The organism is Streptomyces sp. NBC_00019, assembly GCF_045041015.1.
Lineage (GTDB): Bacteria > Actinomycetota > Actinomycetes > Streptomycetales > Streptomycetaceae > Streptomyces.
In genome coordinates this window covers 8,451,206-8,466,029 of the sequence record NZ_CP108302.1, presented here as the reverse complement: position 1 = coordinate 8,466,029, position 14,824 = coordinate 8,451,206, and the positions used below count along the sequence as shown (strand labels likewise).

Here is a 14,824-nt window from a genome sequence, read left to right as displayed (position 1 = left end):
CTACAGGTCAGGATTACGCAAAGGCGGACACCACGATGTCGGTGAGGAGGGCGCCCGCCGTGCCGTCCGGGTCGAGATCGGGGTCGTAGATGGTGACGTTCAGCCCGACGCAGTGCGCGGACCCGAGCAACGGCCGCAGCAGCTCGACGAGTTCGTCGGGCAGGAGTCCGTCCGGGTCGGGGCTGTCCACGGCCGGCATGACGGACGGATCGAGGACGTCCGCGTCCAGGTGGACCCAGAATCCGTCGAGTTCGGGGATCTCGAAGGCCTGGGCCGTGGCCCGGGCCAGGGCGTCCGCACCCCACTCGCGGATGTCCCCGACGGTGACGACGGGGATCTTGAGGGCGGCGAGTTCGCTGCGGTCGTCCTCGAACTCGTCGCGGTTGCCGAAGAGCCGTACGTCCTCGTCCCTCAGATACGGCTTCAGCCCCTCCAGGTTCGTCAGGTCGTCCTGCCCACGCCCCGTCGCCAGCGCCATCTCCTCACCGCCCGCCGCGCCGATCCGCTCGGAGTTGCCGGGGTGCCGGAAGTCGGAGGAGGCGTCCACGGCGGCAAGGCCGTAGCGGCCGAGGCGGCGCAGCGCGAGGGAGGCGCCGAGCTGGATGGAGCAGTCACCGCCGAGCACCACCGGGAACTCCCCGGCCCGCACATGGCGTTCGATGCGGTCGGCGAGCTTCACCGTGTAGGCGGCGAGGGCAGCCGCGTTGAAGACGCCGTCGCCCTCCTGCCAGTCCCCTCGGTCGTAGCGCGGCGGCACCACCACCCCGCCCTCCAGCGCGCCGAGCCGCTGCACGATCCGCTGCTCGCGCAGGGCACCGGCGAGCTTGTAGCAGCCCGGGACGGTTCCCGGCGCGGGCGGACGCAGCCCCAGATTGGAAGGGGCGTCCAGAACCACCCTCGTACGCATCGGCCTCACTTCCGGATCATCTCGGCGGTGACGGCCCACCGCTCGTGGTCCCGCCAGGCCCCGTCGATGTAGAGCATGTCCGGCGAGAAGCCCTCCAGACGGAAGCCGCAGCTACGGGCGAGGGCGATCGAGGCGGTGTTGGCGGGCTGCACGTTGATCTCCAGCCGGTGCAGCCGCATCCCGCCGAAGGCGTACCGCACGACCATCCCCAGCCCCTCCCGCATCAGACCGCGCCCGGCGGCGTGCGCGAAGGCCCCGTATCCGAGCGCCCCGCTCAGGAAGGCGCCCTCGACGATGTTGTTGATGTTGATGTACCCGGCGATGGCCCCCTCGCCGTGCTCCCCGTCCTTCTCGCAGACCAGGAACCCCGCCTTGGTCGGGTCCTCGATCAGCCGGCCCGCATACGCCGTGAACGCGTTGGCACTGTCCGGCGGGAACAGCCAGGGCTGATGCAGCTCCTTGCTCTCCCGGGCCCGGGCGGTGAACTCGGCGCCGTCCTCGTAGGTGATGTGACGTATGCCCACGCGGGGGCCCTCGACGAGATAGCGGGATGCGGTGTGCGGCATCCCGTCACCCTACGACGGACTAGTTGCGGCGCTTCATGAAATACGCCCCGCACAGGGCGCCGATGACCCCCGTGGCCAGCAGAGCCATCCACAGGGGCATCGTGACCTCGGGGATCAGCAGTCTGATCTTGGTGGCGCGGGTGTTCTCGAAGATGAAGATCAGGGCGAGGACGGCGAGCAGCAGGACGACCACCCGGGCGGGCGTCACGGCGCCACCCTTGCCGCTGGTGGCACCGCCGCTCTCGGAGGTCTTCGGGCTCATGCGACCAGGCTGGGCCCGAAGACCCGGCCCCGCGCGGCGGGGACCGCCCACCGGGTGAATCAGCCGCCGGCCACCGGCAGCTCCAGCACCCCGGTGTTCCCGGGCGAGCTGACCACGGTCACCGGCTTGATCCCCCGGTTGCCGAAGTAGGCGTCGTCGCTCGCCGCGACCACGAACTGCAGCCGGTGCCCCTTCTCGTACCGGTGCACGATCCCCGGCAGGGTCACGGTGAAGCTCTTGGTCACGTCGGGCACCCGGACCGGTGCGACCAGCCGGTGCACCAGCGTCTTGGTGCCGTCGGGCGCGATGTCGTACAGCTTGGCGAACAGGACGAGCTTGTCGGCGGCGTTCGAGGAGTTCTGCGTCCGCTCCGCCTTCGGCGAGACCACCCTGAGCGTGGCCTTCGGCGCGCCCACGACGTCGGTGGTGCGGGCGAGCGGCTCACTGGTCCAGCCGAGGTAGGTGCCCTCGGTGTCGTAGGGCGCCGGGTCCGGCAGGCCGATCGTCCCGGCCAGCGAGCTCTCCGAGTGGCTGGTGGGGACGAGCCGGTTCGTGTACGTCCGGCTGCCGCGGGCCACCTTGGAGCGGGTGTCGACGAGCTTGCCGTCGCCGGACAGGTACAGCTTCTGACTGAGTGCGGGCAGGCGGTCGGCGGTGGCGTAGGTGCCGGCCGGGTCGGTGATCCAGTCGCGGTAGTAGGCCAGGGCCGGTCCGGTGTCGGTGCCCTTGTTCTTCTGGAGGTAGCGGTCGAACCAGGCGAGGATCCGCTTGCCGGCGTACGTGGACTCCAGATTCCCCTGGCCGAGGTTGAGCTCGCCCGCCGCCATGCCGCCGCTGTGGCCCCAGGACTGCCAGATCATCCTGGTCGGTGTGCCCTGCGCCTTGAGGGTCTTGTACGTCGCCGTCGCCTCGTTGAGGTTGAAGAGGCTGTCGGCCTGTCCCTGGATCAGCAGCGTGGGTGCCTTCACGCGGCCGGGGTAGGTGACCGGGGAGACCCTGCGGGAGTAGGCGAGCAGTCCGGCGGTCCGGTCGGCGGGGTAGCTGCCGGAGTTCAGGGTGCGGACGGTGTCGCAGGCCTCGGTGACGAAGTGCGGACAGCCCAGGGAGTTGATCCGGGACGGGTCGAGGTTCGGCGCCGTCAGCGGCTGGCTCTCGCCGATCAGATAGAAACCGTTGGCCCACTGCCATTTGAAGGCGCCGGGCACCGCGCCGTGGGCGCCGGCGTTGTTCGGGTCGAGGGAGTACGCCAGGTCGTTCCAGGTGATCAGCGGGACGAGTGCGTCGACGCGGTGGTCGACGGCCGCCGTCGCCATCTGGATCGCGCCGCCGTAGGAGCCGCCGATCATGCCGACGCGCGGGTCGCCCTTGCCGTCGAGGGTGACGAAGTCGGCCTTGGTGCCGTCGTTGGCGGCCCGTTTCCCTGCGAGGAAGTCGACCAGCTGTGAGGCGGCCTTGCCGTCGATGTCCGGGTCGTCGAGCGAGATCAGACAGCCGGAGTTGCCGAAGCCGAGCCCGGAGTAGACGAGGGAGACATAGCCCCGCTCGGCGAAGGCCTTGCCGATGCCGTCCGTGGAGCCGTCGGACTTGCTGCCGCCGAAGCCGTTGGTGGCGAGCACGGCGGGTGCGCGGCCGGCACCGGTGGGCCGGTACAGATCGGCATCGATCGTGCAGGTACGGCCGCTGGCCTGCACGGTGAACTTCAGGGCCGTGACGGTGTACTGGCCGGTGGCGGGGGCGGGGGTGGCGAGTGTGGCACCGAGCAGGAGAGCGAGCGGAACGCTGTATCCGAGCACACGACGAGACACGAGACCTCCACACTGAGGACAACCCGGCTTACCGACCGGTAAGAACCGGCCAGCAGTCAGGGTGTGACACGTGTCAAAGGAGGTCAATCACCGTGACGGGTGTTTTCTTGACGATGATTCAGCGAAGGGCCGGTTCGTCGAGCGTCAACGTGCGTGCGTCGGCGTCGAGTTCGGCCGCCACTCCGAAGGGCATGGTCAGCGCCCCTTCGCAGTGCCCGAACCCGAACTCCTCCACGACGGGCACCCCGAGCCCGCCGAGCCGGTCGGCGAGCAGCGCCCGCACCTTCTCCTGGGGGCCGCACTCCTGCCACGACCCGAGCAGTACCCCTTGCACCCCGTCGAACCAGTCGGCGCGCAGGAGTTGGGTGAGATAGCGGTCGAGGCGGTACGTCTCCTCCCCCACGTCCTCCAGGCACAGCAGCCCGCCGCGCGCGGAGGGCCGGGCGTGCGCGGTGCCCAGTTCGGCGGCGAGCAGGCACAGGCAGCCGCCGAGGGTGACACCCCGGGCCCGCCCGGGGACCAGGGTCCTCCCACCGGAGGCGATCGTGCGGACGGTCTCCGGTGCGAAGAGCGTGGCCCTGAGGTGCTCCTGTGCCCGTGCGTTCTTGATGAAGTCGACCCCTGCGGCCATCGGCCCGTGGAGGGTGACCAGGCCCAGCCGGGTGGCGAACGCCTCGTGCAGCGCGGTGATGTCGCTGAAGCCGACGAACACCTTCGGCCCGGCCGCCCGCATCGCCTCCCAGTCGAGCAGGTCGATCATCCGCTGCACGCCGTACCCGCCCCGCGCGCACAGCACCGCGTCGACGGACGGGTCGCACCAGGCGGTCTGCAGATCGGCGGCCCGGTCCGCGTCGGTGCCCGCCAGGTAGTCGAAGTCGCCGTGCCGCTCCAGCACATGGGGCCCCACCACCGGGTCGAGGTCCCAGCCGCGCAGGATGTCCAGTCCGGCCTGCAGCCGCTCCTCGGGAACGGGTCCGCTGGGCGCGACGACGGCCACGCGGGCGCCGGGCGCGAGTCTGGACGGCCGGACGGACTTCTTCACTTGTCGAGCTCCAAGGTCGGGATGCCGGGCGGGTTCAGGACGAAGACCTGGGCGTACAGGGAGAGTTCGGACTCCAGGGCCCGGATCATCGTCTCCGCCCGCCGGAACCCGTGCCCCTCCCCCTCGAAGGCGATGTACGCGTGCGGCACCCGCCGGTCCTCCATGCGGGCCAGGAACCGCTCGCACTGGACGGGCGGGCAGATCACGTCGTCCAGTCCCTGCAACAGCAGGAAGGGCGCGGTGATCCGGTCGGCGTGCTCGGTGGGCGAGCGCTCCGCGTACCGTGCGGGCACCTCGGCGAGGGGTCCGACCAGGGTTTCCAGGTACTGCGACTCGAAGTCGTGGGTCTCGCCCTCGCCCCAGCCGGTCAGATCGAGGATGGGGTAGACGATGGTGCCGCAGGCGTAGACGTCGGTCGCGGTGAGGGAGGCGGCCGCGGTCCAGCCGCCGGCACTGCCGCCGCGGATCGCCAGCCGGTCGCGGTCGGCGGTGCCCTCGTCGGCGAGGGCCTGGGCGACGGCCGCGCAGTCCTCGACGTCGACCACGCCCCACTGCTCGCGCAGTCGGTTGCGGTACTCCCGGCCGTGCCCGGTGGAGCCGCCGTAGTTGACCTCGACGACGCCGATGCCCCGCGAGGTGAAGTAGGCGATCGCCAGGTCGAGGACGAGGGGGGCGCGGCTGGTGGGTCCGCCGTGCGCCCAGACGACGTACGGGGGCAGTTCGTCGCCGGGTGCCACGCAGATGGGATGGTGGGGCGGGTAGACGTGGGTGTGGATGTCGCGTCCTGCGGGTCCGGTGAAGGTGCGGATCTGCGGCTCGGGGTAGTAGGTGGGGTCCACGGCGTCGTCGTGCCCCGCGCCGATCACCCGGGCGCGGCCGGTCCGGGTGTCCAGCTCCACCAGTTCGTGAGCGCTGCGCGGGCTGGCGCCGACGGCGACGACCCGCTCGCCGTGCACCGCGAGGGTGGGCGCGAACTCGGTCCAGGGGCCCGCCGCGTCGACGACCTTAGCGGTCTCGGGGTCCAGTATCCCGAGCGCGGTGGCGCCACCGCCGTGCACGACGGCGATCAGGCCGCTCTCCAGCGGGGCGAACCAACGATGGCCCAGCCTCCAGAGCGGACCGCCGAACTCCTCCTCGCGCGGGCACAGCGGTGCGCCGTCGCGGTAGAGGTTCCACCAGCCGGTGCGGTCGCTCGTGTACAGCAGGGCTCCGTCGTGGGCCCAGTCCACCTGGGGGATCGACTCCTCGGGCCCGCCGGCGATCGTGCGGGGTTCGCCGAGCGTGCCGTCGGCCCGGACACCGGCGAGCACCAGTTCCGTGCCGTCCCACGGCATCCGGGGATGGTCCCAGGCGAGCCAGGCCGCGCTCCGCCCGTCGGGGGAGATCCGGGGGCCGGTCACGAACCGGTGCCGGGCGTCGGTGAGTTCGCGCACGGCGTCCCGGTCCTGGGCGGCCGCGCCGTCCAGCGGCACCGCGGCCAGGACCCGGCGGACGTCGCTGGGCCCGTCGCCGGTGAACTCCTCCAGCACACACCACACCTCACCGCGGTCCGGGAGCAGCACCGGGTCCGCCCAGCGCAGGCCGCCGCCGACCAAGGACACCGGGGTGAGGGGGCTGGGGTCGCCGTCCGGCCCGTACCGGTACAGCCGCTGGTCGGCGAAGTTCACGAAGACCACGAGCGGTTCGCCGTCCACGACCGTCCCCGCCCAGGGCTGTCCGCCGTATTCGATGACCCGGCTGCGGACGTTCCACGGTGTCGGCAGCACCGACTCCGTCGTGCCGTCGGTGCGCCGCCGCAGCAGCGTGCGCCGGCCGCCCTCGGTGGGGCGTGGTTCGGTCCACCAGGCCTCGTCGCCGACGAAGCCCACGAACTCGGGATGCCCGTCGTGCGCGGCGGCCATTGCCGCGTCGATGGGCGAGGGCCAGGACCCGTACGCCAGCGTCTCCACTTCTCCCCCAGTCGCTCAGGCCGTGCGCAGAAAGCGGTCCAGGACCCGGACGCCGAAGTGCAACGCCTCGACCGGGACCCGTTCGTCCACGCCGTGGAAGAGGGCCTGGTAGTCGAAGCCCTCCGGCAGCTTCAGCGGTGTGAATCCGTATCCGGTGATGCCGAGGCGCGAGAATTGCTTGGCGTCCGTGCCGCCGGACATGCAGTACGGCACCACGTGCCCCTCCGGCGCGAACTCCTCGACGGCGGCCCGCATCCTCGCGTACGTCGCCGAGTCCACCGGCGCCTGGAGCGCGACCTCGTGGTGCTGGAACTCCCACTCCACGTCCGGTCCGGTCAGCAGGTCGAGGGTCGCGCGGAACTCGTCCTCGCCGCCGGGCAGATACCGCCCGTCGACGTGGGCCACGGCCTCGCCCGGGATGACGTTGATCTTGTAACCGGCGTCCACCATGGTCGGGTTGGCGCTGTTGCGGACCGTCGCCTCGACGAGGTTCGCCGCCGGGCCGAGCTTCTCCAGGAGCCGGTCGACGTTGTCCAGGTCGGGCTCGATGCCGTACACGAGGGCGAGTTCGGTGAGGGCGGCGCGGACGGTCGGGGTGAGCCGCAGCGGCCACTCGTGCGCGCCTATGCGGGCGATCGCGGCGCACAGGCGGGTGACCGCGTTCTCCTTGTTCACCTTGGAGCCGTGCCCGGCCCGTCCGCGCGCGGTGAGCTTCAGCCAGCCCGTGCCCCGCTCGCCGGCCGCGATCGGATAGATCTGGCGTCCGGCGCCGTCGTGGAAGGTGAACGCCCCGGACTCGCTGACGCCCTCGGTGCAGCCCTCGAAGAGCCCGGGATACTCATCCGCGAGGAACCCGGAGCCGTCCACGGCGCTGGCCTCCTCGTCGGCGGTGAACGCGACGACGATGTCGCGCCGGGGTCGTACCCCTTCGCGCGCCCAGGCTCGGACGATCGCCAGGATCATCGCGTCCATGTTCTTCATGTCGACCGCGCCCCGGCCCCAGACGACCCCGTCACGGATCTCCCCGGAGAAGGGATGCACGCTCCAGTCCCGGGCCTCGGCGGGCACCACGTCCAGGTGACCGTGGACGAGCAGCGCGTCCGCGGAGGGGTCGGTGCCCTCGATGCGCGCCACGACATTGGTGCGGCCCCTGGTCCGCTCCAGCAGCACCGGCTCCAGGCCCGCCTCGGCCAGCCGCGCGGCCGCGTACTCGGCGGCCGGCCGCTCCTGGCAGTCGCCGCCGCCCCGGTTGGTGGTGTCGATGCGGATGAGGTCGGAGGTGAACGTCACGACCTCGTCCATAGCCTGTCCGTCAGCCATACTGCTCCTCCACCGCGGCCGAGACGATCGTGGTGACCGTCTTGAAGGTGCGAATTCCCTCGTACATGGTGGCGCTCGTGTACCCCACCTTCCGCTCACCGATCCGGTCGACACCCGGCACGACGGTCGCGGCCAGGGCAAGGTGCTCGGCGTCGAACTCCACAGCGACGGTGAACGGCCCCGCCTGCACGGGTTCGTGACGCACCGCCAGCGCCGCCGCCTCCTTGGCCGCCGCGCGGATGTCGGCGGCGGTCCTGGCCGGTGTCCGGCACACCGCCGCGTACCGCGACACATGGTCCTTGACCGCGACCTTCAGCGCCTCGGGCGCGTAGCCGAGGGCGTCCTCGCAGGCCACGTCGTCGCCGGTGACGAGGACGACCGGCACGCCGTACTCGGCGACCACGTGCGCGTTGAGCAGGCCCTCGCTCGCGCGTACGTCGTTCAGCCACACCCCGGTGATGGAGTTGGCGAGGTAGGTGTGGGCGAGGACGCCCTCCGCGCCGGCGCCTGCGTGGTAGCCGACGAAGGCGATGCCGTCCACGTCGCCGTGCTGCACGCCCTCCACCATGGACAGTGACTTGTGCCGTCCGGTGAGCATCTCCGCCCGGTCGTCGAGCCGCTCCAGGAGCAGGTTGCGCATGGTCCAGTGCGCCTCGTTGATCAGCACGTCGTCGGCACCGCCGTCGAAGAAGCCCTGCACCGCCGCGTTCACGTCCGAGGTGAACATCGCGCGGCACCGCTCCCACTGCGGCGTCCCCGGCAGCACGTCGGCCGGCCAGGTGACGCCCGTGGCGCCCTCCATGTCGGCGCTGATGAGGATCTTCATGCCGACTCACGCTACGCGTTCGTGCCGCGTCCCGTCAGGCCTGTGGACAACCGTCACCGGCTCAGACCAATTCGGGGATCCCTCACGCCGTGCGCCCCACCACCAGCCACTTCGACGGCAGCTCGATCCGGGTGCCGTCGGGGGTGTACTCCGTGGTCACGAGTGGCAGTTCGCCGCTCGCCAGGACGGTGAGCCCGGCCGTGGCCAGGTACTGGGGCACCGCGTCGTCGGAGACCTCGCCGGGCGCGATGCCGTGCCGGAAGATCGGCGCCAGTTTGGGCGGCGGGCCGGAGGGGTGCTGGGCCAGGCCCATCAGGATCGGTTTGGCGGCCTCGGACAGCTCGACGAGGAAGCCCCGGCCGTGCTCGCCGAGCAGCGCGGCGAGCCCGTCGACCAGTGGTTGCCGGTCGGCGGCCTCGCACTGGTGGAGCACGCCCCGCATATAGACGTTGGCGTCGCCCAGCTCCGCGTGCAGCGACTCCGCCCCACCCTTCTCCACGGCGTCCAGCACCCGGTAGGTGGCCTGGCCGGCCGGATCGGCGTCCCGGGCGCGGTCGACGGCGGCCTCGGACAGGTCGACGCCGAGGACGTGCCGGAAGCGGTCGGCGAGGAAACGTGTCTGGGTGCCGTTGCCACAGCCCAGGTCGACCATGGGCAGGGCGGGGGCGGTCACATGCGGTTCGAACAGGGCGAGGTGGAGGCCGGCCGTCAGCGCGGGCTCCGCGTCCCAGAACACCGCCCCCTGTCCGTCGGGAGCCTCGCTCCAGAAGCTCTCCCAGGCGTCCCGGTACCGACTCGTCACGCTCATGCCCAACTCCCCAGGATGCGGCAATGGCCCGCCGCAAGTGACGGGCCAGTACGGTTTATCGCGCCCCGGTCACGGCTACAAGCGCACGGCGCAATCCTTCACGCCGTGCGCGACATGCGTACGCCCTTACGCCCCGTGCGCCCCTGGGGCGTCTCAGCGTCGCGGCAACGTCAGTTCGAACCAGACGGTCTTGCCGGCCTTCGTCCGGCTCGTGCCCCACTCCCGGGCCAGGGTGGAGACGATGCGCAGGCCACGCCCGAACTCGTCCTCGGGGCCGGCGCTGAGCAGGGTCGGCAGGTCGTGGTCGTCGTCGTCCACCTCGCACAGCAGCGTGTCACCGCGGACGAGGCGCAGCTGGAGGGGACGGCTGTGGGAGTGCCGTACGGCGTTGGTGACGAGCTCGCTGACCATCAGTTCGGCCGGGTCGGCGAGCCTGGCCAGCCCCCAGTCGTGGAGCTGTTCGCGCACCACGGAGCGCGCCCTGGCGACCTCGACCGGGTCCGGGGAGAGCCGCCACTCGGCGACGTCGTCCGGCTCGATGCCGTTGAGGCGGCTCATCAGGAGGGCGACGTCGTCCTTGCGGCCACCGCGGGTGTTGAGGACGCGGATGATGGTGTCGCAGGCGTCGTCCATGGACGCGGCCGGGTGGGCGGCGGACTCGCACAGGGCCGCGAGGCCCACGCCGATGTCCTCGCCGCGCACCTCGACGAGGCCGTCGGTGCACATCACGAGCCGGTCGCCGGGTTGCACGCGTACGCGTACCGACTCGAACGCCACCCCGCCGACGCCGATGGGCGCCCCCGTGGGCAGGTCGAGGAGTTCGCTGCGGCCGTCCTCGGCGTGCACGATCACCGGCGGGATGTGGCCGGCGTTGGCGATGTGCAGCTCGCTCGCGATCGGGTCGTACACGGCGTACAGACAGGTCGCCAGGTAGGTGTCGCCGAGACGCTGGGCGAGGTCGTCGAGGTTGCGCAGCAGCTGGGCGGGCGGCAGGTCGAGGGCGGCCATGGTCTGTACGGCCGTACGCAACTGGCCCATCATGGCGGCCGAGTTGAGGCCGTGGCCCATGACGTCGCCGACGACGAGGGCGGTGCGGGCGCCGGGGAGTTTCACCGAGTCGAACCAGTCGCCGCCGACCCGGCCGAGCAGGGTGCCCGGCAGATAGCGGGTGGCGATGTCGCAGCCCGCCATGCGCGGCGGGATGTGCGGCAGCATGCTGTCCTGGAGCGTCTCGGCGACGGACTCCTGGTAGGTGTACATGCGCGCGTTGTCGAGCACGAGGCCCGCGCGGGCGGCGAGTTCGGCGCCGGTGACCCGGTCCATGTCGTTGAACTCGACGCGCTCCGGGTGCCGCAGCAGGATCATGAAGCCGAGGACCACATTGCGGGCCTTGAGCGGTACGACCAGCATCGAACGGCCCGTGATCAGGGGCCGGATGTCACGCTTTTCGAACTGCGAGGCGATGGCGTGGCCCATCTGCTCGCTGATGCGCGGCACGAGGACGGGCTGGCCGCTGGTCATGCACTGGAAGAACGGGGTGTGCGCCGGGAACGGCATGGCCTCGCCGACGGGCACGACGTCGTCCCAGCGGCCGGGTTCGTCGGTGTGCTCGAGGGCGACCCGGTGCCACATGGTGGTGGCGTCGGGCACGCCCTCGGGGAACCCCTCGCCCGCGACGACCTGTTCCCGCAGATAGGTGCCGGCGACGTCGGTGAAGCGGGGCACGACGGCCCGGCTGACCTCGATGATGGTCTTGGACAGGTCCAGGGAGGTGCCGATACGGCCGCTGACCTCGGTGAGGAACTCCAGGCGCTCGCGTACCGCGGTGTACTCGAGGTCCTCGCCCTCGTCGGCGAGTTCCTGCGGGACGGCCAGCCCTTCGGCCACGGCCCGCGCGGCCCGCTCACGGCGCACCCTGCGTTCGATACGGCGGGGCACGCCCCAGTCGGGGGTGACGGGCACCCGGTCGTTCTGACTGAACTCCAGGACGGGATAGCCCAGTTCGAGGATCTGGGCGACGATCCGCGCGCCTTCCTCGACACTCATGCTGGGCAGGATCTCGGGCAGCCGGCGGGCCAGCTCCTCGGCGCCCGGGAAGTCGGTGTGCAGCGCGAAGGCGGGGGCGATGCGCTCACCGGCGATCTCGTCGTCCGGATCGTCCGCGTGCAGGGCGCCCGCGTCGGCGGCGAGCACCAGCAGCCGCTCCCGTCCGGGGCCCACCAGGGGGTAGGCCCACCACAGGACGTCGAGGCGGTCGGGTTCGAAGACCGTGAGGCGGGCGCGGCCCGCGGCCGGGTAGGAGAGCCGGCCGTCGAGGGAGGACTCGAGGTCGGGTCCCAACCCGTCGTAGGCCGCGTACACGCCGTACGGCGTCGGGTCGTCCTCGTCGGGCAGGGCGCCGGAGACGGGCAGCAGGTCGGCCGCCGGGCGGCCGAGCGCCTCTTCCTTGGCGGCGCCGAACAGCCGTCGCGCACCCCTGCTCCAGTGGGACACCAGGCCGTCGCGGTCCACCACGACCACGGCCAGCGGGATACGGCCGGCGTCGGCGTGCTCCACTGCGCCGTCCTCAGCTCCGTGGCCGGGAGCTGTGTCCCTCTCGGTGCCATGGTCCATGGCCCAGGCCCTCTCTCCCCACGGCTCCGCAAGATCTGTGCCGCCTAATCCACCGTAGGCCGTGGGCGGTTGTGATGTGCGGCAATGCGGGAATTGGCCGGGGTGGATCGCCCCGGCGTGCGCCCCTGCGCCCCCGGGCCGGGCAGAACCTGCCGGTTGGAGGCGTGTCGGGGTTACTGACGGGTTTTCAGTCCTCGTGTCCGAGTTGGAGATCCCGTTCCGTACGGCCGCCGCCGGCGACCTGGAGGACGGTGGCGACGGGCGGGTAGCCCGCGGCGATGACGGTGTACTCGCCCGTGGACAGGTCGACGAACCGGAAGGTGCCGTCGGCGCCGGTGGTGAGGGTGTCCACGACGTTGCCCGCGGCGTCGAGGAGCGTCACGCGCGCGTCCTCGACGGGCCTCCCCCACCCTCCGGGCGGGGGGACCCCCATCTCGCTTCGCTCGCCGCCGGCCCGCACGGTGCCGCGCAGCACGGCGCCGCCCGCGAGTTCGACGTCCTGGCGGGTCTCCCGGGAGGCCTGCACGGTGACGGGCAGGGCGGCGGGGCGGAACGCGTGGGCACTGGCGGCGAGGGTGTACTCGCCGGCGACGAGTTCGGTGATGACGTAGCCGCCCTCACGGCCGCTGCGGGTGGTGGCGACGACCTCTCCGTGGACGTTGGTGAGTGTGACGGCGGCGTCGCGCACGGGGGTGCCGTCGGCGGTCAGCACGTTTCCGGCGAGGCGTCCGGCGCCGCCGAGGACGACATCGAGCTCGACGGGCCGCTCGCCGACGGTCACGGAGACCGCCTGCGGCTGGTGTCCCCCGGCCGCGGCGATCAGGACGTACGCCCCCGAGCCGGGCGTCGACAGCGCGTACCGCCCGTCCTCGCCGCTCGCCCCGCGCCCGATCTGCTGCCCCACGGCGTCGATCAGCGTGAGCGCCGCGCGCGGTACGACGGTCCCGTCGGGGTGCTGCACCGTGCCGCAGACGGGGATTCCGGCGGTGTACGGCGAACGAGCCTGCGGGATCGGGGCGTTCACGGGCGCGGGCTCGATTTCGGCGGCGTTGTGGGACACCAGGGGTTTCTCCTTGAGGCAGAAGGCGATGAGCAGGCCGAGAACGAGGACCGGCACGAGGTGGAGGAAGATCCGCGGCATGGCGTCGGCGTACGCGCGGATGTACGCGTCCCGCAGCTCGGGCGGCAGCGCGTGGACTAGCTGCGGGGTGATGGCCTCGGCGTCGGGAAGCCCTGTCGTCTCGGGCAGGCGCTTCGCCAGGGCGTCGGTGAGCCGGTCGGCGAAGAGGGTGCCGAAGATCGCTGCGCCGACGCTTCCGCCGATCTGCCGGAAGTAGTTGTTCGCGCTGGTGGCGGTGCCGAGGTCGGCGGGGCGCACCGAGTTCTGGACGGCGAGGATGAGGACCGGCATCACCATGCCGATGCCGGCGCCGAGGACGGCCATCCAGAGGCTGTAGTGCAGCCGGGGCGTGTCGACCTCGAGCCGGGACAGCAGCCACATGCCGAAGACGGACAGGGCGCTGCCCAGGACCGGGTAGATCCGGTATCGCCCGGTGTGGCTGATGAGCTGTCCGGCGATCACGGAGGCGCCGACGATGCCGCCCATCATGGGCAGCATCAGCAGCCCGGACTCGGTGGCGCTCGCGCCGTCCACCATCTGCAGGAAGGTGGGCAGATAGCTCGCGGCGCCGAAGAGCGCCACGCCCACCACGAGGCCCACCAGACCGGTGATGTTGAAGACCGCGTCCCGGAACAGCCGCAGCGGGATGAGGGGTTCGGCCGCGAAGTGCTCGGCGACGAGGAACAGCAGGGCCGACGCCACCGCGCCCGCGCCGAGTCCCAGGATGACGCGCGAGTCCCACGCGTACTCGGTGCCGCCCCAACTGGTCAGCAGCACCAGGCAGGTGGAGGCGGCGGCGAGCAGCAGCGCGCCGGGGATGTCGAGCCGGGGCTTCGCCGTCGGCTTGGGCAGCTTGAGGACGACGGTGACGACGGCCAGGGTGAGAACGCCGAAGGGGACGTTGAAGTAGAAGCACCAGCGCCAGGAGTGGTGGTCGGTGAAGTAGCCGCCCAGCAGGGGTCCGGCGACGGAGGCGAGGCCGAACGCGGCGCCGATGAGGCCCATGAAGCGGCCGCGCTCCCGGACGGGCACGATGTCGGCGATGATCGCCTGCACACCGATCATGAGGCCGCCCGCCCCGACGCCCTGCACCGCGCGGAAGGCGATCAGCTGGTCCATCGTCTCGGCACGTCCCGCGAGGGCGGAGCCGATGACGAACACGACGATCGCGAACTGGAAGACGCCCTTGCGGCCGAGGAGGTCGCCGAGCTTGCCGTAGATCGGCAGACCGATCGTGGAGGTCAGCAGGTAGGCGGTGATCGCCCAGGACATCTTGTCCAGGCCGTGCAGTTCACCGACGATCTTCGGCAGTGCGGTGGCGACGATCATCTGCTCCAGGGCGGCCAGGAGCAGCGCGAGCATGAGCGCGAAGAAGATCAACCGCACCCGGCGCGGGCTGAGTTCGACGGGCTGGGCGGGTGCCGGGGCGGGGATCGGCGGGGGTTTCTCGGCCGGTTCGTCCCGCAGTCCGTCCTGCACCAAAGTGGTCCCGCGCACCTTGCCGCTCCCCTCGTCGCACCCTCACAATTCCCGCGTAAAGCGACAACTGCGAGCAAGCGCGACGAGTTACGGCAGACCGGTGCGGCGCACGGAGATCCACTCGATC

11 protein-coding genes are annotated in these 14,824 nt (G+C 71.6%); all 11 read right to left on the bottom strand.

The annotated features are described in order from the left end of the window. Positions 1 to 13: 13 nt before the first annotated feature. The 11 genes from OHU89_RS39195 to OHU89_RS39145 all read right to left on the bottom strand — a co-directional run bounded on the left by OHU89_RS39195 (position 14) and on the right by OHU89_RS39145 (position 14,715). On the bottom strand, positions 14 to 907 hold the full coding sequence (locus OHU89_RS39195) for an arginase family protein (RefSeq protein WP_405649722.1): 894 nt from the start codon (positions 905 to 907) through the stop codon (positions 14 to 16). A gap of 5 nt (positions 908 to 912) precedes the next feature. Beyond that, positions 913 to 1,473 (bottom strand): GNAT family N-acetyltransferase, encoded by a 561-nt coding sequence (locus tag OHU89_RS39190; RefSeq protein ID WP_405649720.1) that lies wholly within the window; start codon positions 1,471 to 1,473, stop codon positions 913 to 915. Positions 1,474 to 1,492: 19 nt separating this feature from the next. Next, positions 1,493 to 1,735, bottom strand: coding sequence for a LapA family protein (locus OHU89_RS39185; RefSeq protein WP_266886102.1), 243 nt, complete (start codon positions 1,733 to 1,735; stop codon positions 1,493 to 1,495). A gap of 59 nt (positions 1,736 to 1,794) precedes the next feature. Continuing rightward, positions 1,795 to 3,540: a CocE/NonD family hydrolase gene (locus OHU89_RS39180; protein WP_405649718.1), complete on the bottom strand. Its 1,746-nt coding sequence runs from the start codon at positions 3,538 to 3,540 to the stop codon at positions 1,795 to 1,797. Between the two features lie 118 nt (positions 3,541 to 3,658). Then, the gene (locus tag OHU89_RS39175; RefSeq protein WP_405649716.1) at positions 3,659 to 4,582 is read right to left on the bottom strand and encodes an LD-carboxypeptidase; all 924 of its coding nucleotides are present in this window, start codon (positions 4,580 to 4,582) and stop codon (positions 3,659 to 3,661) included. Further along, positions 4,579 to 6,531: a prolyl oligopeptidase family serine peptidase gene (locus OHU89_RS39170; protein WP_405649714.1), complete on the bottom strand. Its 1,953-nt coding sequence runs from the start codon at positions 6,529 to 6,531 to the stop codon at positions 4,579 to 4,581. The genes OHU89_RS39175 and OHU89_RS39170 overlap by 4 nt, the downstream gene beginning before the upstream one ends. Before the next feature lie 15 nt (positions 6,532 to 6,546). After that, a complete protein-coding gene (locus OHU89_RS39165; RefSeq protein ID WP_405649712.1) occupies positions 6,547 to 7,851 on the bottom strand; it encodes a M20/M25/M40 family metallo-hydrolase in 1,305 nt (434 codons plus the stop codon). Then, positions 7,844 to 8,677 carry a M55 family metallopeptidase gene (locus OHU89_RS39160; protein WP_405649710.1) on the bottom strand — a complete coding sequence of 278 codons (834 nt, stop codon included), beginning with the start codon at positions 8,675 to 8,677 and terminating at the stop codon, positions 7,844 to 7,846. The genes OHU89_RS39165 and OHU89_RS39160 overlap by 8 nt, the downstream gene beginning before the upstream one ends. Before the next feature lie 82 nt (positions 8,678 to 8,759). Then, the gene (locus OHU89_RS39155) at positions 8,760 to 9,485 is read right to left on the bottom strand and encodes a class I SAM-dependent methyltransferase (protein WP_266886107.1); all 726 of its coding nucleotides are present in this window, start codon (positions 9,483 to 9,485) and stop codon (positions 8,760 to 8,762) included. Between the two features lie 153 nt (positions 9,486 to 9,638). After that, on the bottom strand, positions 9,639 to 12,098 hold the full coding sequence (locus tag OHU89_RS39150) for a SpoIIE family protein phosphatase (RefSeq protein WP_405649708.1): 2,460 nt from the start codon (positions 12,096 to 12,098) through the stop codon (positions 9,639 to 9,641). Positions 12,099 to 12,285: 187 nt separating this feature from the next. Then, entirely contained in the window at positions 12,286 to 14,715 is a 2,430-nt protein-coding gene (locus OHU89_RS39145; protein WP_405649706.1) for an MFS transporter, read from the bottom strand. Positions 14,716 to 14,824: the final 109 nt, after the last annotated feature.

Excerpts from the sequence above, each read along its gene's own strand:
- OHU89_RS39160 (WP_405649710.1), bottom strand. The coding sequence starts at position 8,677 with ATGAAGATCCTCATCAGCGCCGACATGGAGGGCGCCACGGGCGTCACC.
- OHU89_RS39190 (WP_405649720.1), bottom strand. The coding sequence starts at position 1,473 with ATGCCGCACACCGCATCCCGCTATCTCGTCGAGGGCCCCCGCGTGGGC.
- OHU89_RS39150 (WP_405649708.1), bottom strand. The coding sequence starts at position 12,098 with ATGGACCATGGCACCGAGAGGGACACAGCTCCCGGCCACGGAGCTGAG.
- OHU89_RS39155 (WP_266886107.1), bottom strand. The coding sequence starts at position 9,485 with ATGAGCGTGACGAGTCGGTACCGGGACGCCTGGGAGAGCTTCTGGAGC.
- OHU89_RS39195 (WP_405649722.1), bottom strand. The coding sequence starts at position 907 with ATGCGTACGAGGGTGGTTCTGGACGCCCCTTCCAATCTGGGGCTGCGT.
- OHU89_RS39165 (WP_405649712.1), bottom strand. The coding sequence starts at position 7,851 with ATGGCTGACGGACAGGCTATGGACGAGGTCGTGACGTTCACCTCCGAC.
- OHU89_RS39185 (WP_266886102.1), bottom strand. The coding sequence starts at position 1,735 with ATGAGCCCGAAGACCTCCGAGAGCGGCGGTGCCACCAGCGGCAAGGGT.